We start from the raw sequence: 18,664 nt of genomic DNA, 5'->3' as shown, positions 1-18,664 counted from the left end.
GTAAAAACAAGACTGGAGACCTTATCAGATGACTATCAGCCTAGGATTTGTTGTAGCTGAATTTAACAGGGATCTGACCTATCAGATGGAACTGCTTGGAAGAGAACATGCGGAGTTCCTGGGGGCAACAGTTAAAGAGACTATTCTTGTCCCAGGAGTCTTTGACATGCCCCTTGCGATCAAGAAGCTTTGCCAGAGGGAAGACATCGATGCCGTGGTTACTATAGGATCCGTAATCGAAGGTGATACCGACCATGACCAGGTGGTTATGCAGCACGCTGCAAGGAAGATCATGGATCTTTCTCTTGAGTTCAATAAGCCTGTAACTCTTGGAATTCCTGGCCCAGGTATGACCCGCATGGCGGCTCATGAACGTGTGGACTATGCAAAGAGGGCCGTTGAAGCTGCAGTAAAGCTGGTGCGGCGGCTGTGAATGTTATATTATCTAAATAAACTAGCAAATGTAATAAACCAGGACCATCCCTATGTCATCCGCAAGGCTCAAGCGTGTAGAAGAATCCGCAACGATAAGGATCTCCAATATTGCAACCAGAATGATTAAAGAGGGTACAGACGTAATCAATTTCAGCCTTGGTGAACCTGATTTCAATACCCCTAAGAATATCTGCGATGCTGCGGCAAAGGCTATGTATGAGGGAAAAACCCACTATGCCCCTTCTGGAGGTATTCCTGAATTAAGGGCCGCCATTGCCGAAAAATTGAGAACGGAAAATAACCTCGATGTAACCGAAGCAGGTGTACTTGTCACCCCCGGAGCAAAACAGGGAATTTTTGAGGTAATGATGGGCGTTCTCGATGATGGGGACCAGGCTCTATTGTTTAATCCTTCATGGGTAACTTATGATGCATGCATACGTTTTGCAGGGGCGGAAACAGTCTGGGTTCCGACAGTCCCTGAAAAAGGTTTCATCCCTGACAGTTTTGAAGAATACATCACTGATAAAACCAAGCTCATTGTTGTAAATAGTCCGGGAAATCCAACAGGTGGAGTTTTCGGGAAAAAGACTTTGCAATGTATCGCGGATCTTGCAATTGACCATGACCTCATAGTCGTTTCAGATGAGATTTATGAGAAAATTATCTATGACAGGGAGCATATCAGCATTGGTAGCCTTGATGGAATGCAGGAAAGAACTATCACCGTAAATGGTTTTTCCAAGGCATATGCCATGACAGGCTGGAGACTCGGCTACCTGACTGCTCCTCCTGAAATTCTCAAACTTCTACTTAAAATTCAGTCTCATTCGGTAAGCAGTGCGACTACGTTTGTTCAGTACGGTGGGCTTGAAGCCCTTCAGGGCCCTCAGGACAGCGTTAAAGCAATGGTTGACCGTTTTAAGGTACGCCGCGATGTCCTTATCGACGGCCTGAATAAGATGGGGTTTGAATGTAAAAAGCCCGATGGAGCTTTCTATGCTTTTGCTAATGTCAGCGAGTATGGAAACGGGACTCAGGTTGCAGAACGTCTCCTGAAAGAAGCTCAGGTTGCAGTTACTCCTGGAATTGCGTTTGGTTCGTCTGGTGAGGATTTCGTCAGGATTTCCTATGCAACATCGATTGACCGAATCAGGGAAGCTCTTGAAAGACTTGAAAAGGTATTTTCCTGAATTAAATCCAGTAAATTATCTTTCTGAAAAAAGGTATGAGTAAAGGATAACAGGTGCAATCAAATCGAGAAACGGTAGGGTGCAAATTTACCCATGCCGTTTAAGCACCTCTTTTATGATTGCACCTGTACTGCAAAGTGGGCATTCTTTTGAAAGTGGAATTCTTACCACATTTGCAGGAAGCCCTCTTTTAGCAAGTTCTTTTTCCAGAAGTTCGGCGTCAAAACGCTGGTCGTAACCCAGGGCAATTATATCCGGTCTGATCTGCTTCAGGGGTTCAAACATATCTTTTTCGCTTCCAAGAAGCGCTTTATCTACTATTCCTAATGCACTTACCATCTCCAGCCGCTGCTCCTCGGGCACAATTGGTTTTGGCTTGTGAGTTACATTTGAGTCTCTCGCAACAATAACGAAAAGCTCATCTCCAAGAGCTCGGGCCTGGGTCAGAAAATAAATATGTCCGGGATGGAGAAGGTCAAAAGTCCCGGTAGCAAGTATACGTGTCAACAGATCACCTGGCCTCGGGTATATCCTTTAAGCATAAGAAACTTACTGAAATTAACCTTCATGGAGTATGAGAAGAACTACTGATTGTTCAAACTGTTTGCCACATGAACTGTTATATCATTTATAGTTTGACTTTATAGTAAGAGAATTTCCAAATTATCGCAAGTAATATATATGGCTCATAATTATGAATATTATTTATTGAGCTCAGGATATTAACTTGAAAACCTGATAATAAATCAAATTCAGGCACAGCTTTTTACGTCTTCCGACAGGGCTGTTACCTTTACATTATCATAAGTAATATATAATTATAATAAATATTACAATTCATATAAATCTGCAAAAAGAGGAGACCCCCAATGGTTAAAAAATCGGTTCATGAGATTAATAGAAAAATTGAAGATGGAAGCGTCAATGTAGTGACAGCTGAGGAAATGGTCACAATTGTTGAGGAGCTTGGCGCTGAAGGGGCTGCAAAAGAAGTAGATGTAGTTACTACAGGCACATTCGGAGCTATGTGTTCATCCGGCTTAATGCTTAACCTGGGTCATTCCGAGCCTCCCATAAAAATCCAGAAGATCTGGTTCAACAATGTGGAAGCATACAGCGGACTGGCAGCTGTAGACGCTTACCTGGGGGCTGCCCAGATATCAGATACACGAGGAATTCAGTATGGTGGAGCTCATGTTATTGAAGACCTCCTCAGGGGCAAAGAGATAGATGTTCATGCGACTTCATATGGGACGGACTGTTATCCAAGGAAAGTGCTTGATACGATAGTCTCTCTTGAAGACCTTAATGAAGCCATTCTTCTTAACCCCAGGAACGCTTATCAGAAATATGCAGCAGCAACCAACAGTTCCAAAAGGATTCTAAATACTTATATGGGTGAGCTTCTGCCTAATTTTGGAAATGTAACTTATTCGGGGGCAGGCGTACTCTCTCCTCTCTCAAATGACCCAAGCTATGAAACTATAGGCATGGGAACAAGGATTTTCATGGGAGGAGCCCAGGGCTATGTTATAGGGAATGGAACTCAGCATTCTCCTTCTTCAGGTTTTGGAACTCTTATGCTTAAAGGTAACCTGAAAGAGATGAACCCTGATTATTTGAGGGCTGCTTCCTTTACCGGATACGGTGCCACTCTTTACATGGGAATCGGAATTCCCATCCCTATCCTTAACGAAAAACTTGCTGCTGCTACTGCAGTTCGTGATGAAGATATTGTTACCACCATCCAGGACTATGCTGTGGGAAGCCGGGACAAACCGATTGTCAGAGAGGTAAATTATGCTGAGCTCAGGTCAGGCTCGGTGCAGATTGACGGAAAAGACGTGCCCACATCTTCCCTTTCCAGTTTCAAGAATGCGAGAAAGATTGCAAATGAGTTAAAGCAGTGGGTTAAGCACGGGAAATTCTTTGTCAGCATGCCTGTGGAAAGACTATGTGCTGAAGGGTCTGCTAAACCCATGAAAGAAACTCAGGCAGTGCCTCTTGTAAAAGATGTGATGTCCAGTTTTATTGTGACCATCAAAAGAGATCAAACTGTCCAGGACGCTGCAAAGAAAATCTGGGAGAATTCTTTCAATCATCTGACTGTGATTTCAGATGCAGGGGAACTGGTTGGGATCCTGACTGCCTGGGATATCTCAAAAGCCGTTGCAGAGAATTGCTTTGATTCGGTAGAGAGCGTTATGACGAAAAAGGTGCTTACCTGCGCTCCGAATGAGCCTGTAGATCTTGCAGCCAGACGGCTGGACCGTTACGGGGTATCTGCAATGCCGGTGATCGATGCTCAGAGACGGGTTCTCGGAATAATAACAAGTGACAATATCAGCAAACTTCTTGCCAGGAGGTACTGAACATGAAAATCAAGATCACCATTCCTACCGAAAGGATCCATAACCCCATTATTTCCGAGTCCATAGTCGAAACCGGAATCCTGATTAATATAATGGTTGCAAATATCGATTCAACCTATGGGGAATTGATAGCCGACGTGAACGATCTCAAGTTCGATAGAATCAAAAATGCCCTGGAATCGAGAGGAGCTATCGTTTCCATCCTGGATAGGCCTATTCACAGGGACGAGGAAGAATGCATTGAGTGTGGAGCCTGTATTTCAGTCTGCCCAATGAATGTGTATTCTTTTGACGACTCCTGGAACGTCCTGGTAGATGAAAAGAAGTGCATCCAGTGCGGCGTGTGCATTAAGATGTGTCCGCATGGGGCTTTGAAACTGGGAGAATGAAGAAAGGGAAGACCGAATCACGGCCCTTTCCTTGGCAATCTGTTTATTTCTCTTTCTTCTTTCCCTTTTTCTTTCCCTTTTTCTTTCCCTTTTTCTTTCCCTTTTTTTTCCTTTTTTCTTTCTCTTTCTCTTTCTCTTTTTCTTTCTCTTTTTCTTTCCTTTCCTTTCCTTTTTTCTTTCCTTTTTTTCCCTTTTTCTTTCCCTTTTTCTTTCCCTGTAACTGTATATCGAGATTTAGATATGGATACTGATTTCTATTTCGAAACTCCTGCTATTTATACATTGAAACAAATAATAATATATCATACAAAAATTACATAGAAAATCGGATAGACATTAAAGGAGAAGGTAACAGAGCTGAACATTAACAGCTTCTCATCCAATTTTCCAAAAGTCTACTCGTTGATTTCGTTTCCCTATTATTTCTTTTCCAGGGGAAAAGTAATTCTGATTTCTATCTACAATGAAATGAAATGAAAAGATACAAAAATAATTTTTATAGTCTTTAAAAATAGGGGTAAATTATGAAGATCCTCGTACTATACTCAGGCGAACTTGGTAAAAAAGTTATCCAGAACCTCATCAATCCTGGAAATTTCTGCGTGTCCTGCGGAGAACTCTGCAACCACTGCAGGCAGGCCAGGAAATCGTATGCTAACCTGATTGTAGGAATTCATGAATTTCCTCAAGACCTGCCCACGTTTATAGAAGATCCCGAGCAGTATATGCCTCAAAAACTTCCGGAATGCGATCTGATACTTGCTATTGGCATCCACCCAGACCTTCTTATAGCCCTTCCGGACGTTGTGAAGAAAACAAAAGCAAAAGCCGTAATCGCTCCTTCCGAGGACTCAAAGAAAACTCCTGCAGGAGTTCTTGAACAGCTTAAAAAAGAGCTTGAAGCTATTGGAGTTGAGTTTGAAGGTCCAAAGCCTTTCTGCGCCCTTGAAAAAACCGGAAAAACTGTAATAGATGCTTTTGTTGATCTTGGTTTCGGGAAGCCTGTGCTCAGAATTGAAATGAGCCCTGATGGGAAGATGTTTATCGGAGCAGGCGTTCTCAGGGATGCCCCCTGTGGTTCCACATGGTTTGTGGCAAAAAAGCTCGGCTGGACTGATACGGTTGAATATAAGGAAACCATCTCAGGTGCTCATCATTCCTATCCCTGTACTGCCAGCATGGACAAAGATCCTCAGCTTGGGGATACTATCCTTCACAAGGCCGGGTATATCATCAGGGAGGCTGTTGAAGACGCAATGGAATGTGCAAAAAAGGAAAAAGCCCGATTGTCCGCAGTTTGTGGGGATGAAATCTCAAGTTCGAGCTTCTGAAAAGTGCTATCTGAAAAGCTTCCTAATAATATTTTTATTAAATACCAATAATTAAAAACCTAAAATTCAAAAAACCAAAATTTAAAAAACCAAAATTTAAAAAACCTAATATTTAAAAACCAAAATTCATTAATCTGAACCTAACAAAAAAATAAGCATAAACTTCGTGTTTTGGCAAAATTAAGGCCGAAACAAAAAACTGACAAGCATTAAGGGATTTGGGGTTAAATCCCTGGAAGTTAAAACTTCCTTATCCCTTTATGCGTTTAGTTCAAATAAATGCACCTACTGGAGCAAGTACCTAAAAAGTACTTTAGCAGGTGGGGCATTTGAGATTCAGGGTAACCTTTGCACAATCGGTTTTTCCATCCTTACCTTTTATCTTGTATGTGAAGGTGTCAGTGCAAGTACAACATTTTTTGGAGCAACATGCTGCTGATGCTTTATAGCAGAATTTGCCATCACTATAAACTGTCACTTTTCCGCCCAGTGTGGTCTTGTAAGTACCGGTGGTTGTAACTTTCAGGTTGCACCCTTTATCATTATTAAGTAAAGTAGTATATTTAAAGCAATAAACAGTATTTGGACATGATTTAAGGGTAATACTATAAGAATCATTTATTGCATCTGTTTTACAATTGTTATTGCATGCTGCTGCTCCTGTCATTGACAGGACAAAAAAGACTAATGTGAAAATACAGATTGTTTTAAGCATAATTTTTCGCATTACTTTTCCTCCGTATTATCCTATTATATTTTATTTTCTCGGAGGCGATCTCCTTTGATCCGAGAACACCTATTATCGAAACCCACTGGGAAATATTATCATATAAACATACTTATTTTTTTATCTGTGAATAAAAATAGAAAAATGAATTTAAAACTTGATAATACTTTATCTTAAAGATCAGAAGATCATCATACTATTAATGTCTGTAACTGCACTTATTAAAGATTAGAATAAAAATATAAAGCTCTTGATGAGTTTGTGTCATATAATTTCTATTGTTAAGTCTTCATGTGGAAAAATACTAATGAATACAATTTTTTTTCTTTAAAAACAGGATATTGGAGTCTTTTATGCTTCTAAAATAGCGGATTTATTCTATTTATTTAAAATCAGGCCTGTTATTCGTAATTAAGATATGTTATTTGTTCGTACTGTCTCACTTTTCTATCCGGAACTTTTTTGAATTCCAAAATTCCGCACTTATTCGTCCTTACAAAATGATGCATATAGGGTTACATTTTTGTTATCTGATAACTCGTCTACCTGCTTACCATTGAACTTAAAAGTTGGCAGGATAATCTTTAACTGCTTATGGCAGATTTTGATCATAGTGCCTAATGTACCTGATTTCATTCTTCAAATCCGTAGAGCCCTTCTCAGGTATATTATTTTATCAGATCGCCCTTTAAGAGTCAGAAGCATATGAATGGTTATATTCAGATATGCTTATGGCTTGAAAATTTAATATTCAGGGCATATCTGTTAATTATATGAAGCATGTACAACTATTATAAAATAGAAAATCTTGTTTTCAGTTTCAATTTAAGAGGTGAACCATGAAGCCAAAGATTGAGTCCACGAGTTTTGGTTCTATTACTGTAAACGGAGAGACCTTTAAATATGACATACTTATTCGCCTTAATGGACAGGTCGAAAAAAGAGAAAAAGGATTGTCAAAGGAACTCTACGGAACTTCCCATAAAATCTCGCTTGAGGAAGCAAAGCACATTTATGAGGAAGGGACAGAAAAAATCCTTATCGGAACCGGGCAGACAGGTTTCGTTAAACTGTCTGAGGAAGCTGAATATTTTTTCACAGAAAAAAAGTGTGGAGTAGAACTTTTTCCGACACCGTGGGCAATTGAACGCTGGAACGAGCTTGAAGGAAAGATCACTGCCATGTTCCATATAACATGTTAAGTCCATAAATTAAGTCCATAAACTATAGTCACGCCTGTAATTGTTGCAACAAAAAACTTCATTGTACCTTATTGGGCAGTTGCATTATTTAGCTTCGTGACTATAAGTCCATGTACTATGTTAAGTCCATATAACTTGTCAAGTGTAAAAAACGCGCATGAAATTCTTCTAATTACAGGCACAAAGAAATGAAAGTACTTGAAAGAATTTTCATGCCAAGAGATATGAAGGCCAGGGAAGTATAGACCGGTTTTCAAAAGAAAGACTGGTTTTGCTTAATATAGTCCTTCCACGTTGTGTCCCTCTTCAAGTATAATTCTTTCTTCCTGTACCGTTATATTCTGTCCTGTGGTGTGTTTTCCACCTTCTTTTGGTTCCATTTTTTTTATATTTATATCCATCTGGGGGAACGGAATCTCAATTCCTTCTTTCGTATAAGCGTCAAATATTCCTGCAACAAGGTCATTCTTTACGATTCCCATTTCTCCGGTTTTTGCCCAGGCCCGTAGCTGCAAATTTATTGAGGAATTGGCAAGCTCAGTGGTTACTACTGCGGGTTCGGGTTCTTTAAGGACAAGAGGGTGTGTTTTCATTAGATTGAGTGCTATCTCTGTAGCTTTTTCGAGGTTTGAGGAGTAACTTATTCCTACATCAACCGACACTCTTCTTGTAGGCATCCGTGTCATATTAACAATAGAGCTTCCCCAGACAAGCTTATTCGGGATTGTTATGAGCTGGTTGTCAAGAGTCAGGAGTTCGGTTGACATAATCCCTACAGATTTCACTTTTCCGGTCTGTTCGTTCACGGTTACAATTTCTCCCGTGTCAATAGGCCTGATTGCGGCAACACATACTCCGGCAGTCAGGTTTGTAAAGGTATCCTGCAGGCCAAGTCCGAGAACAATGCCTATTGCTGCAGAAACTCCTACTATATAACTATCCACGTCAAAATTGAGACTCTTCAAGAAAATAAGAATAATAATTACATAAAGGAGGATACTTAAAAAACGAGTGAGAAATTGAACGGTAAGGTCCGGAATCTTTGTTTTCTGTATTCCTCTTCTGAAAACACGAATAATATACTTTGATAAAATGAATCCCATAACCAGCACCATTGCTGCAAAAATCAGCCTGGATATCGTGATGTCCGTATATGGAATTACCTGCTTCATTACTGTCTCAAAGCTCATTTTTACCTGCCTTCTTTCTTCTCTTCGTGGAGAAGCAAAAGATTTTCATGTAGCTTATCCGGTATAACTTATTAACAGTACAACTTATTAAAAATATTCTCTATTAAAAGTAGAACTTACGAAAAATAGGACTTATGAAAAGTATAACTTATAAAGAATAGAACTTATGAAGAGTAGGACTTCTAAAAAGTAGGACTTATGAAAAGTAGAACTTATAAAGAATAGAACTTATGAAGAGTAGGACTTCTAAAAAGTAGGACTTATGATAAGTAGGACTTATGAAAAGTAGAACTTATGAAAAGTAGGATCTATGAAAAGTAGAACTTATGAAAAGTAATTTATGAAAAGTAGGACTTATAAAGAGTAAACTTCTGAAGTAAAGTGCAGGATTATACTAATCCTCTGGCTATCAGTTTAAAAAGCATTTAATCTCTATATGTCATAGATTCTATCTTTCTTTTATTCTGTCTTTTTAGTCCAAAAACGTCTTTTACAGAATAATTATTTCACATAACAAGTTTCAAAAATATACAGAACTAAAGAAATAAGTTAAATAATTTTATCAAACTCAGGGAATGTCAAGGTTGAAGTGGATTAAAAAGCTCTTTGGAAAAAAAGAAGGTTCCAGTGTGGAGACTGATCTCAAGGAGATTAATTTTGAAGACCTTCCAGCATGGCTGGATACAAGATCTCAAAAAATCTCTTCCAGGGTGGAAAAGGATGTATCCAACCTTTTGAGAGAACTTGAAGCTTCGCTTCTGGCACTCAAGGAAAGTAACTCAATGCTTGCGGAGGCTAAAGTTGAAGGAGACTTTGATATTAGGGCTGTAAAGCGAGCGAAGAGCAACAGAGAAAATGTGACAAAGCAGGTCACAATGTTGATAGATAAAATCAGAGTGAAGGAAAATAAGGATTTCAGGGCTCTTGAAAGTTTCTATGGGGCAGCTACGCAGAGCATCAATACCTGTCTGGAGCATATGAATCAGAGTTTCAGGTATACAAGAGGCGTTTTTCCTGAAGAATCTAAAGAAGTTAGTGACAACCTTGCCAGTCTGGGTAAGATTTTCAACGAGCTCGGAGAGGTAATTCAGGTAAATAAGAAGGAAATGGACACTATAGAAGCAGCTCACTCGGACATCAATAAAATACAGGAACTTTTTGCTTCAATATCTGCCGAAGAGCTGGAATTTGAATCCAGAAACCAAAAAATTCAGGCTTTAAAGGCTGAAACTTCCGAAGCCAGCCAGGCTCTCGAAGACTTCAGAAATGGCTCCGTCTGGCAGAGTTTACAGAACCTTCAGGCAGAATCCATTGCCGCCAGGGAAAAACTCAGGAAAGCCGAAACAGGCTTGAGTTCTCTTGTTCTCCCGCTTTCAGGACATTTCTCAAGGATTAAGAAACTTCATGAAAGTGGCAGGTATACCTTAAAGCCAGAAGTAAAGAAACAGCTCGATATTTGCCTTGAAGCTCCTGTACACGTAAATCCTTCTTTTTTCCCGGAACTCCAAAAAATATTCGAGGATAATGCACTGGATATGCAGGCCCAGAAAAAAGAAAAAGCTCTGTTACAGGTCAAAGCTGCAATCTCAAACTTTCCAGAGCGGAAAAAAGAGTATCTTGAAGCCCTGAAAGAGTTTGAGGCAAAGAAAGCTGAACTCGAAAGCTCGGATACCGGAAAGCTGGTTGAACTCGAACATAAGGAAGCTGAACTTCTGAGCAGGACTCGCTCGCTTGAAGAGGACATTGTGGATTCTGAAAAGAAGCTGGCTGCTTTAAAGGAAGAGCTGGAACACCAAAAGAAAAACCTTCTTTCCAGTCTCAGTTTAATCAATAGCGATTTGCATGTGACCTTCCCGAGTCCTGTTTCGGGATAACGGCATGAACTCAGTTAAGGCAAGGTTGCAACTCCCGAGTTCCGTCTCGGGAGGACGGTGCCCTTTTCGCTCACTTCGCTCGCTCAAGAGGGCTGAATTAGGGGTAGGAAAGGCCATATTTTCAACTCACTCGGGCGGCTGATTTCCTTATTTCAGTTTTGGTTCTCAAATGGGATGATCACAACCCTTTTCAAAAAAGGCTTGACCGAAAACCCAGCAAACGTTTGAATTTGATGAACTTAGCCCCAAATCATATAGGCGTTATCACAACTCTCTTTAATAAAGGCTTGACCGAAAACCCGATAAAAGTTTGAGTTTGAGAATCTTATCCCCAAACCCTATCGGCGTGATCAACCGGCGCAACGGTTTGTGATCAGCCGGCGCATTTCGGGTCAACGGTTGCGCTCAGGAAGGCTGAATTATAATGACGATCGTGAGCGTATAGGAGGAATTAGATTGAAGTTCATTTGGCATCGGTTAAGGAATTTTCTTGCCTGAAAGCTATCTTTTTCACTAGAAACCGGCCTTAAATTTGGACTATTTACATGAAAGATACCTTTTTCCAGCTTTTAATTTATTAAAATATTTGATAGGTGTTGAGGAAATTAACTCACTTTTTCATGATTTCTCACCTAACCGAAGACGCATAGGGTGAAGTTACTGAATCCACCAATCGTCGTTCATCCCGTAGTCTCACCATCGGGAAATATAACCGAAGGCGCATAGGGTGAAGTTACTGAGCCCACAGGGACAATTTTATGAACTACAACTTTCCCATGGCTGTTGTCCTGTCCTGGATTGTCGGATAGTAATTGGGTAAATGCAGACATTTACATCCAAAACTGCGTTTTCAGGTCTGCGTCTGGAAATAAACTTCCTCGTAAGGCTGGACCACTACAAATCCCTCTCCTTTGAAAGCCATCTGGAATGACTCCCCACTGCTTCTTCCAACCAGGGTTTTCAGGGAAATGTCAGTTTTTATTTCAGGTTCCAGGTTTCCTGACCAGGCAACTGTAGCATTGGGGTCGGTAAAGACCGGGTGACCTGGGCTTACCTGGAGAGTCAGGGGATCCTGGTGAGTTGTAATGGCAGCCATACCGGTTCCTTCCAGTTTTATGTTGAAAAGCCCTCCTGCCATCATTCCTGACACACTTTTCATCATTTTTATGTTCCAGTTTAGCGAGGTCTCAAAGGCAAGTAGATCGTTGCCATTTACAAAAATGGAATCGTTATCAAGTTTCAGGACTGATACCTTTTTTCCTTCATCTGCGAGGTAGAGCTTTCCTTTGCCTTCGGCTTTTGTGAGGCTGACTCCCTCACCGGTAAGCGCCTTCTTCACAAAGGTGCCGATTCCGTGTTCGAAAACTCCTTCCCTCGTAAAAACGATATCTCCTGTGTATGCGACCATTGAACCTCTTTTTGTCCAGACAATTCCTTCAAGGTTAACTTCAAGAAGTCGGTCTCGTTCCAATTCAAAAATTCCCTGATTAAGGTCCTTTTCTTCTGTACTTTGAATGAAATCCTCTATTGAATAGCGTCCCAAACTCTCATCTCTTTTTATGTTCTATTTTCTTAATTGTTTAATAATTCAATTATCTATACAGTTATAAAGTATTTATCTCAAACTGTATTATCACGTTGACAAGCCAGAGTTCCGTATCGGAAGGACGAGTCCGTTTCGCTTGAGTTGAGTTTTCAATAATTATAAGTGGTTGAAACAGGTTTTTCCATTGTTACTGACTTATGCACTCCTGGAGAATCAGGTTGGTATGGCTGGATTTTTACTCAAAACTGCATAGTTTATGTACTCTAACAGTTTTTATCTCCTTTAATTAAGTTTAAGAAAAGAGGTTTGGCAATGACAGAGGCGCTTTACTTCCTTGATTGTTATCTGAAAGAATTCGAAGCAACTGTCGAAAAAGTTACAGATAATCGATTTGTGGTTCTTGACCGTACTGCCTTTTATCCCGAAAGCGGGGGCCAGCCCAGCGATGCCGGAAAGTTGGTTCGTGAATCCGATGGGGCTGAGTTTAATGTCCTGTATGTGGGTAAGTTCAATGGAGATATCAGTCACGAGATAGATGGTGAAAATGTTTCTAACGGATTAAAAGCAGGGGACAAAGTAAAAGGATTTATAGACTGGGATCGACGTTACAGGCATATGCGTATGCATACGGCGACTCACGTAATAGCAAACGTAATTGAAAAGGAGGCAGGGGCTCAGATAACCGGAAACCAGCTTGGTCTTGACCAGAGTAGGGTGGATTTCAGTCTTGAGGTCTTTGACAGGGATAAATTTGCTGAATATGAGAAAATTGCCAATGACATTATAGCCCGGAAAAATCCTGTTAATTTCTACCTTGTAAGCCGCAAAGAAGCCGAAGAAAAGCTCTCACGGTTAACCACGCTGGCAAAAGGCTTTTCCGACGAAATAAAAGAAGTGCGCATCGTTGAAATCGAAGGAGTCACGATTGAAGCCTGTGGAGGGACCCATGTTAAAAATACTGAGGAAATAAAAGGCATAAAAATCATAAAACTTCAGAATAAAGGGAAGAGCAACAGGAGAATGTACTTTACACTCGTGGATTAATCTCAAGAACAAACCTGAGCTTTTCCTTCATTTTTATTTCAGTCGAATACCCCGCTAGCTTGCTGCGGGGATGGAAACTTCCCCGGTAACCGTTGATGACTATATAATTATCAATTCCATTTTTTGGTTGTTAACTTCTGCTCAAACTAAACCGTTTAGGGTTACTATTTCCTTTGACGAAATATCGAGCGGTGGCGCGAACATACCCCGTTGCTTGCAGCGGGGTGCGCCAGCGCAACTTTGATTTTCTTTTTATAACCTTTAAAAAGTTTGGAATTTTTTGTAAAAAAACAGAGTTAAGCCTGAATCTTTTTTTTCAGGAGATTCCAGTTTTCGACTTTTCCTATTACTTTTTCTATTACTTTTCCTATACTTTTCCCAACTTTTCCTATTACTTTCCCTATACTTCTTTAGCCCATTCTGAGCAGTACTATTAAAAAAGATGCATAAAAGGCTACTAAAGTCATTCCTTCCCACCTTTTTATTTCCCAGTCTGTGCTGATAAACACAAGGAGTATTATACTTATCAAAATCATAACCGGAGTCGTAAATAATAGACTTATCTGTTCGATGGCTACCGGATAGATCAACCCGGAAAATCCTAAAATTAAAAATATGTTTGCGATATTTGAGCCTATAACATTACCAAGGGCTATGTTCCCTAAACCCTGCTTTGCTGCAGATAGTGTCACTACAAGCTCTGGAAGGGATGTGCCAACTGCTACTAGAGTGGTACCTATTATAGTTTCAGGAACTCCAAGGAGTTCTGCAAAGAAGATTGATTTGCCTACAAAGTACTTTGCCCCGATTATAACTGCTCCACAACTTAATACCAGGGTCAGTATATCTTTTGTGAAACCTTCTCTGGACTGGCAGTTTTCTCCGTTAGCGTTTCCATTTTTTATACAATTGATCTTTTCCCTTGCACTGCTTATATACTCACACTTAAAAAAGTATATCAAAAACTCTTTAAAATGCAGTTTCCCTTCGTATTTCTCGGCTTCTTCAAACAGGAAAAACACATACGCGATGAAGACCAGTATGAAAAAGGCTGCCTCCAGTATTGAGAGTTCCCTGTTCAGGATAAAAACAAAGAAGAGCAAAGATGCAAAGAGCATGACATAGCCATCTCTCCTGAGCATCTCTATTTCGGTTTTCACTGGAGAGATAACTGCAGCCAGACCGACAACAAGCCCTATATTTGCGATGTTTGATCCAACGATATTCCCTATTACGATACCGCTTGCATGCTGGAGAGAAGCAGCTATTGATGAAGCAAGTTCAGGGATTGACGTTCCAACTGCAACAAGTGTCAAGCCTATAACAAATTCGGAAACACCAAGTTTCTCTGCAATTGCTGAAGCTGATTTTACAAAGTAATCTGAACCTTTGACCAAAAGAACAAGGCCAAGTAGAAAGATTAAAAGATTTTCTGCTATCATAATTACGTCCGGTCTGTTTGTTCTGGATTTACTGATATTGATCTGGTCTCTTATCTGGAAACTCCTATATTAAAGGTTTTCAATTAGAAGACGAAAAAAATCTCGGCTCTTCTTTTTTTGTGTAGATATCCTCATAATGTCCCCATAAAAACCAATGCGGCCTTGAATTGAAAATCATCTTATCCATAGGGAATGGTGAAGAGCCAGAATATCTTCCATATTCAGGCAATTGAGTATTTTTCCGTAGCAGGCAAATTATTTATCTGGTACTTTTATAACTTGCATTTCAACATCTTCCAAAAAACGCAACTTCATTTCATTAGTTTTATATTATAAAATTACTTTTCAAAACTATAAACTGAAATCATATTGATTTCTTTCATATTGATTTATTTTCATATGATCAATCTGAGCTTCGGTAGCTTTCAAGAAAGTTTTTCTATATATGTTGCAAACTTATTTCCTCATGGAGTAGTTTTTCGGTATTGACTTCCTCTATTGAAGGGGATCTTTTCTTCAATTTACCTGTTTTAAATCAAGCTATCATGGGGGTCTACTTTTCAAAAGGTGCTAACTAAAAACCCTGGTTTACAGACACATCCATTCTTCAATTCTAAAATTAATATCTAAGTTTCTAGATCTAAATAGTCATCTTCTATCAAACGTTTGAGTTGAATTCTTTTTTATATTATATTTTACATAATACTCAATGGTGGGTGGGCTACTAATTGGGAAAGGCGATAGCTACCTGAATTCAGGGAAGTGTGTAATAAGTAATCTACGTCAGGCTGAAAAATCTATACCCGGCGGGGAATAGATTATCCTGCAAGCAAAGACTGCTTTGTAAAGTTTACCAAGGGTGAACAGGCAAGTAATAATGTTCTGGATTTTCTGAATGGATAATAGAGCATAACAGCCTTGAGTGGTTACCAGAGAAATCAAGCGTCTGAAAAGCGAACGCATCAAATCGCCAAACCCAAAAGAGTACTGATTCACTAAATGGGTGTTTTAGAACAATACCTCTAGTTCCAGATGGTATCGAAATAGTGGCTTACCCTCTGCAAGAGGCAGGTTATTGAACATCATATAGTCAATATAACCGAGAAAACTAGATAAAATCTACAGAAAGTGGAGGGGAATTTATGCAAACCAGTCCAATTGAAGTTCAGAAGGCTTTAAAGGATATAGATTATCCCGTAAATAAGAAGCAGCTTATTGCGCACGCTAAAAAGCACAATGCTAGCGATAAGGTAATTGAGGTTCTGGAAGACCTTCCTGAGAAGAAGTACACAAATGCTGCAGCTGTCAGCAAGGAATTCCAAGGAAAATAAACATAAAGGGGGGAATTTATGCAAACCAGTCCAATTGAAGTTCAGAAGGCTTTAAAGGATATAGATTATCCCGTAAATAAAAAGCAACTTATTGCGCACGCTAAAAAACATGACGCCAGCAATGAAGTAATTGAAGTTCTCGAAGATCTTCCAGAAAAGGAGTACACCAATGCTGCAGCTGTCAGCAAGGAATTCCAAGGAAAATAATCTTACTTTAAGGCACTAAGGCACTAAATGGGGGGCGAGTAGAAAAGGCTCTCCCTTTATCCATAAAAAAGGAGGCTAGTAAACCTCCTTTCTTTCTCCGGAATGCAGTATTTAATCAGTATTTCTGTGATGATTTCCCCGGAATGCAGTATTTGACTATGATTTCTGTGATGGCTCCAGTGCTAAAATTTGAAGGATAAAAAGTACTGTTATTTGTATTTGGTTCAGATACGATCTATAATAAATGTGTTATTTTTGTTGCTTTTTCTGTATTGAATAAATTACGAAACACTCGGTTAAAAATGAAAAAATTTGTTGAAGCTTAATAAAGTTTAATGCAGTAAGAATAAATATCATTATACTAGATATTAATAATTCAATTAGTTCATCGAGATCCCCAGATAATAATATGTTCATAACTGAGGTTCTTTTTGAATTATTTGATACTTCTCTTTGTGTGAGCTTTAACGAGATATCAAATAGGGGAAATGATAATGGAAAGAAAAAGTTCCCAGAGTAGGGATCGGGGTTCCAGCAGAGAACGCAGCTATGGTAAAGGGCCACAGACGATGTACAAAGCCAAGTGCTCAGATTGTGGCGAAGAAACAGAGGTGCCTTTCAAGCCGGACCCGGATAGGCCGGTCTACTGCAGGGAGTGTTACGCAAAGCGCAAACCAAAAAGGTATTAATTTATTCGCATCAAGCCTTATGTTTTCATTTTGATTGATGATCATTAACTTGCTGAGGTTACACTTGCTGAGGTTACGATTCTTACTTCAGTTTTTATCTTTTTACTCTGCTTTATTTTTCTCTTTTCTCCTGTTTTCTTGTTTTCTTTGTTATGTCACTCTAAAAACACTATAAGCTTGTTTATATATTAAAAATAAATAAAATCTAAAAGTGACACAGCCCTATATTCTAAGAGTGTTATTTCAGTTCCTGTGTTTCGAGTTCTCTTTCTAACTGTGTTATATCCAGAGACACCCGAAAGAGAGCATCCCTTCCTACATCCCTTACATCAATTTTTACTGGTTGAGCTAATGTAGCTTTGATGGTTCTCCAATTTTCCCTGAAGACATCAACAATTTCCCATGGGCCGGCAGAACTGTCTTTAACCTTATCTCGGGAAAGTTGTAAAAGCAGGTGTTTCTTTTCTGTCGGGGTGAGATTTTCGATTCCTTTTACCTCTAATTCACTTACAACCGCTTCACCCATTTTGGATCGAGCTGTCATTGGTTCTCCAGGCTCATCTTTTATCTCATTTGTTGCTTTTCTTCCCATAATTTGCCCCCTTCTTCCCGTCAATTTGCCCCTTTCTTCCCGATCAATTTGCTCCTTTCTTCCCGTCAATTTACCCTCTTCTCTGTTCCCAACCTGGTTGCTAAATCAATATTCTCAACCTGGTTGCTAATCAATAATTAGAGTATAATTAGAGTATAGGTCTGAAGGTTCTTGGGTCCAGGTAAATATTTTTCTGGCAGTAACTGCATCTTGTCTCAAGGTGCGTCCCCGCGAGAAGAGCTCTCTCTACCTCTTCCTGAGGTGAGATGTACTGCGTCATCTCCTCTCCACAATAGGGGCACTTTATCTTTAGCCAGTCAAGCCTTGTCAGTTCTCTCAGGTTCTGTATTATTTTTCCCAGAGCATCCTCATAAGTTTCAGGAAAAAAGACAATGGGCTGGAGATGGTGTATCAGGATAGGTAATTCGACTCCCGACTCTACCAGTGGAATTATAAGCGGTTCGGCTCCGACTGCAAACCCAATCTCCTGATTTACTTCTGGAGACCCTGCACCTTTCTGTGTGAGAATCGGGATAAAACAATCTGATTGGCGAATACCAAAACGTATCCTTTCACCCCGGGAAAGAATTCTAGCTTTCCTGTACAGGGATGAAAAACTTTCCATCTCCACGGCCCATAGAGCTCTGGAAAGTTCCTGAGCAAGTGGTTCGTCCTGCTCGCAGTGAGCTATATAAATTTTCGAGATCATAGCTGCCGCACTTTACCGGAATTACTCTATTTTCTTTGGTTTCTTATCGTGTTCAATTTCCGGTTCCGGATGAGGTATTGGCTCAGGTGGAGGAACAGGTTCAGGCTCAGGTTCAGGTATCGGTTCAGGCTGGAAAGATGGTTCTTTGTCTTTTTCTGGCAAAATAAATCCCCCTTTATAATAATAACTTCTCCTCTATAAGTACTATAACTTTCAAGGAATTTAATCTCTAATTACTTTCTAAATAACTTGTTTAGCATGAAAATGCTGCCATCTGCAAGCACTTTTATTGGTTGTCCATCTTATTCAAAGAATAAACAGTGAGCGGGTTATAAACCTTCTTTTTTTATTTCAGTTGAATACCCTGCGAGCTTGCTGCGGGGTTCCCCAG

The 18,664-nt window shown here is 39.8% G+C and carries 21 protein-coding genes; 11 read left to right on the top strand and 10 right to left on the bottom strand.

Annotated features, from left to right (window positions below; translation table 11 throughout):
* Positions 1-28 precede the first annotated feature (28 nt).
* Together ribH and FXW07_RS03375 are read left to right on the top strand one after the other, a co-directional pair.
* Entirely contained in the window at positions 29-433 is a 405-nt protein-coding gene (gene ribH, locus FXW07_RS03380; RefSeq protein ID WP_048119176.1) for a 6,7-dimethyl-8-ribityllumazine synthase, read from the top strand.
* Positions 434-485: 52 nt separating this feature from the next.
* Entirely contained in the window at positions 486-1,628 is a 1,143-nt protein-coding gene (locus tag FXW07_RS03375; RefSeq protein ID WP_229393752.1) for a pyridoxal phosphate-dependent aminotransferase, read from the top strand.
* An 87-nt stretch (positions 1,629-1,715) separates the two neighbouring features.
* Here FXW07_RS03375 and FXW07_RS03370 read toward each other — a convergent pair whose 3' ends face one another.
* On the bottom strand, positions 1,716-2,159 hold the full coding sequence (locus FXW07_RS03370) for an FAD synthase (protein ID WP_229393793.1): 444 nt from the start codon (positions 2,157-2,159) through the stop codon (positions 1,716-1,718).
* A 338-nt stretch (positions 2,160-2,497) separates the two neighbouring features.
* Here FXW07_RS03370 and FXW07_RS03365 point away from each other — a divergent pair, with 338 nt between their 5' ends.
* The 3 genes from FXW07_RS03365 to FXW07_RS03355 all read left to right on the top strand — a co-directional run bounded on the left by FXW07_RS03365 (position 2,498) and on the right by FXW07_RS03355 (position 5,720).
* Positions 2,498-4,000 carry an L-aspartate semialdehyde sulfurtransferase gene (locus tag FXW07_RS03365; protein WP_229393751.1) on the top strand — a complete coding sequence of 501 codons (1,503 nt, stop codon included), beginning with the start codon at positions 2,498-2,500 and terminating at the stop codon, positions 3,998-4,000.
* 2 nt (positions 4,001-4,002) lie between these two features.
* The gene (locus FXW07_RS03360) at positions 4,003-4,389 is read left to right on the top strand and encodes a 4Fe-4S binding protein (protein WP_229393750.1); all 387 of its coding nucleotides are present in this window, start codon (positions 4,003-4,005) and stop codon (positions 4,387-4,389) included.
* 524 nt (positions 4,390-4,913) lie between these two features.
* On the top strand, positions 4,914-5,720 hold the full coding sequence (locus tag FXW07_RS03355; protein WP_229393749.1) for a DUF166 domain-containing protein: 807 nt from the start codon (positions 4,914-4,916) through the stop codon (positions 5,718-5,720).
* Positions 5,721-6,033: 313 nt separating this feature from the next.
* Here the strand turns inward: FXW07_RS03355 and FXW07_RS03350 are convergent, their stop codons facing one another.
* Positions 6,034-6,447 carry a hypothetical protein gene (locus tag FXW07_RS03350; protein WP_229393748.1) on the bottom strand — a complete coding sequence of 138 codons (414 nt, stop codon included), beginning with the start codon at positions 6,445-6,447 and terminating at the stop codon, positions 6,034-6,036.
* A 483-nt stretch (positions 6,448-6,930) separates the two neighbouring features.
* Entirely contained in the window at positions 6,931-7,083 is a 153-nt protein-coding gene (locus FXW07_RS03345) for a hypothetical protein (RefSeq protein ID WP_157206027.1), read from the bottom strand.
* Between the two features lie 203 nt (positions 7,084-7,286).
* On the opposite strand from FXW07_RS03345, the gene FXW07_RS03340 reads away from it, so the two are divergent.
* Positions 7,287-7,649, top strand: a complete 363-nt coding sequence (locus FXW07_RS03340; RefSeq protein WP_229393747.1) for an Mth938-like domain-containing protein — start codon at positions 7,287-7,289, stop codon at positions 7,647-7,649.
* 275 nt (positions 7,650-7,924) lie between these two features.
* On the opposite strand, the gene FXW07_RS03335 is transcribed toward FXW07_RS03340, so the two are convergent.
* Entirely contained in the window at positions 7,925-8,839 is a 915-nt protein-coding gene (locus tag FXW07_RS03335) for a mechanosensitive ion channel family protein (RefSeq protein ID WP_229393746.1), read from the bottom strand.
* 575 nt (positions 8,840-9,414) lie between these two features.
* On the opposite strand from FXW07_RS03335, the gene FXW07_RS03330 reads away from it, so the two are divergent.
* Positions 9,415-10,713 carry a cell surface protein gene (locus FXW07_RS03330; RefSeq protein WP_229393745.1) on the top strand — a complete coding sequence of 433 codons (1,299 nt, stop codon included), beginning with the start codon at positions 9,415-9,417 and terminating at the stop codon, positions 10,711-10,713.
* Between the two features lie 680 nt (positions 10,714-11,393).
* Here the strand turns inward: FXW07_RS03330 and FXW07_RS03325 are convergent.
* On the bottom strand, positions 11,394-11,543 hold the full coding sequence (locus tag FXW07_RS03325) for a hypothetical protein (RefSeq protein WP_229393744.1): 150 nt from the start codon (positions 11,541-11,543) through the stop codon (positions 11,394-11,396).
* A 20-nt stretch (positions 11,544-11,563) separates the two neighbouring features.
* Positions 11,564-12,256, bottom strand: coding sequence for an AIM24 family protein (locus FXW07_RS03320; RefSeq protein WP_048119206.1), 693 nt, complete (start codon positions 12,254-12,256; stop codon positions 11,564-11,566).
* A 315-nt stretch (positions 12,257-12,571) separates the two neighbouring features.
* Here FXW07_RS03320 and alaXM point away from each other — a divergent pair, with 315 nt between their 5' ends.
* Positions 12,572-13,303, top strand: a complete 732-nt coding sequence (gene alaXM, locus FXW07_RS03315) for an alanyl-tRNA editing protein AlaXM (protein ID WP_229393743.1) — start codon at positions 12,572-12,574, stop codon at positions 13,301-13,303.
* Between the two features lie 410 nt (positions 13,304-13,713).
* On the opposite strand, the gene FXW07_RS03310 is transcribed toward alaXM, so the two are convergent.
* Entirely contained in the window at positions 13,714-14,745 is a 1,032-nt protein-coding gene (locus FXW07_RS03310) for a calcium/sodium antiporter (protein ID WP_229393742.1), read from the bottom strand.
* 1,142 nt (positions 14,746-15,887) lie between these two features.
* Between FXW07_RS03310 and FXW07_RS03305 the strand changes: the two genes are divergently transcribed.
* The 3 genes from FXW07_RS03305 (at position 15,888) to FXW07_RS03295 (ending at position 16,972) form a co-directional block, all read left to right on the top strand.
* Positions 15,888-16,076, top strand: a complete 189-nt coding sequence (locus FXW07_RS03305) for a DUF2795 domain-containing protein (RefSeq protein ID WP_048119213.1) — start codon at positions 15,888-15,890, stop codon at positions 16,074-16,076.
* Positions 16,077-16,094: 18 nt separating this feature from the next.
* Positions 16,095-16,283 (top strand): DUF2795 domain-containing protein, encoded by a 189-nt coding sequence (locus tag FXW07_RS03300; protein ID WP_229393741.1) that lies wholly within the window; start codon positions 16,095-16,097, stop codon positions 16,281-16,283.
* A gap of 494 nt (positions 16,284-16,777) precedes the next feature.
* Positions 16,778-16,972, top strand: coding sequence for a CxxC-x17-CxxC domain-containing protein (locus FXW07_RS03295; protein ID WP_048119218.1), 195 nt, complete (start codon positions 16,778-16,780; stop codon positions 16,970-16,972).
* Positions 16,973-17,210: 238 nt separating this feature from the next.
* Here FXW07_RS03295 and FXW07_RS03290 read toward each other — a convergent pair whose 3' ends face one another.
* From FXW07_RS03290 to FXW07_RS03280, 3 genes are all read right to left on the bottom strand, one after another.
* Positions 17,211-17,564, bottom strand: a complete 354-nt coding sequence (locus FXW07_RS03290) for a hypothetical protein (protein ID WP_229393740.1) — start codon at positions 17,562-17,564, stop codon at positions 17,211-17,213.
* 148 nt (positions 17,565-17,712) lie between these two features.
* A complete protein-coding gene (locus tag FXW07_RS03285; protein WP_229393739.1) occupies positions 17,713-18,273 on the bottom strand; it encodes a toll/interleukin-1 receptor domain-containing protein in 561 nt (186 codons plus the stop codon).
* Positions 18,274-18,294: 21 nt separating this feature from the next.
* Positions 18,295-18,435, bottom strand: a complete 141-nt coding sequence (locus tag FXW07_RS03280; RefSeq protein ID WP_155400473.1) for a hypothetical protein — start codon at positions 18,433-18,435, stop codon at positions 18,295-18,297.
* Between the last annotated feature and the right edge of the window lie 229 nt (positions 18,436-18,664).

The organism is Methanosarcina sp. DH1 (assembly GCF_020804205.1).
Lineage (GTDB): Archaea > Halobacteriota > Methanosarcinia > Methanosarcinales > Methanosarcinaceae > Methanosarcina > Methanosarcina vacuolata.
The sequence above is the reverse complement of the archived record's forward strand: the minus strand, read 5'-3'. Positions and strand labels throughout refer to the sequence as shown.

Excerpts from the sequence above, each read along its gene's own strand:
- FXW07_RS03325 (WP_229393744.1), bottom strand. The coding sequence starts at position 11,543 with ATGTCTGCATTTACCCAATTACTATCCGACAATCCAGGACAGGACAAC.
- FXW07_RS03365 (WP_229393751.1), top strand. The coding sequence starts at position 2,498 with ATGGTTAAAAAATCGGTTCATGAGATTAATAGAAAAATTGAAGATGGA.
- FXW07_RS03305 (WP_048119213.1), top strand. The coding sequence starts at position 15,888 with ATGCAAACCAGTCCAATTGAAGTTCAGAAGGCTTTAAAGGATATAGAT.
- ribH (WP_048119176.1), top strand. The coding sequence starts at position 29 with ATGACTATCAGCCTAGGATTTGTTGTAGCTGAATTTAACAGGGATCTG.
- FXW07_RS03300 (WP_229393741.1), top strand. The coding sequence starts at position 16,095 with ATGCAAACCAGTCCAATTGAAGTTCAGAAGGCTTTAAAGGATATAGAT.
- FXW07_RS03375 (WP_229393752.1), top strand. The coding sequence starts at position 486 with ATGTCATCCGCAAGGCTCAAGCGTGTAGAAGAATCCGCAACGATAAGG.
- FXW07_RS03290 (WP_229393740.1), bottom strand. The coding sequence starts at position 17,564 with ATGGGAAGAAAAGCAACAAATGAGATAAAAGATGAGCCTGGAGAACCA.
- FXW07_RS03360 (WP_229393750.1), top strand. The coding sequence starts at position 4,003 with ATGAAAATCAAGATCACCATTCCTACCGAAAGGATCCATAACCCCATT.
- FXW07_RS03310 (WP_229393742.1), bottom strand. The coding sequence starts at position 14,745 with ATGATAGCAGAAAATCTTTTAATCTTTCTACTTGGCCTTGTTCTTTTG.
- alaXM (WP_229393743.1), top strand. The coding sequence starts at position 12,572 with ATGACAGAGGCGCTTTACTTCCTTGATTGTTATCTGAAAGAATTCGAA.
- FXW07_RS03335 (WP_229393746.1), bottom strand. The coding sequence starts at position 8,839 with ATGAGCTTTGAGACAGTAATGAAGCAGGTAATTCCATATACGGACATC.
- FXW07_RS03355 (WP_229393749.1), top strand. The coding sequence starts at position 4,914 with ATGAAGATCCTCGTACTATACTCAGGCGAACTTGGTAAAAAAGTTATC.
- FXW07_RS03330 (WP_229393745.1), top strand. The coding sequence starts at position 9,415 with ATGTCAAGGTTGAAGTGGATTAAAAAGCTCTTTGGAAAAAAAGAAGGT.
- FXW07_RS03340 (WP_229393747.1), top strand. The coding sequence starts at position 7,287 with ATGAAGCCAAAGATTGAGTCCACGAGTTTTGGTTCTATTACTGTAAAC.
- FXW07_RS03285 (WP_229393739.1), bottom strand. The coding sequence starts at position 18,273 with ATGATCTCGAAAATTTATATAGCTCACTGCGAGCAGGACGAACCACTT.
- FXW07_RS03295 (WP_048119218.1), top strand. The coding sequence starts at position 16,778 with ATGGAAAGAAAAAGTTCCCAGAGTAGGGATCGGGGTTCCAGCAGAGAA.
- FXW07_RS03345 (WP_157206027.1), bottom strand. The coding sequence starts at position 7,083 with ATGAAATCAGGTACATTAGGCACTATGATCAAAATCTGCCATAAGCAG.
- FXW07_RS03350 (WP_229393748.1), bottom strand. The coding sequence starts at position 6,447 with ATGCGAAAAATTATGCTTAAAACAATCTGTATTTTCACATTAGTCTTT.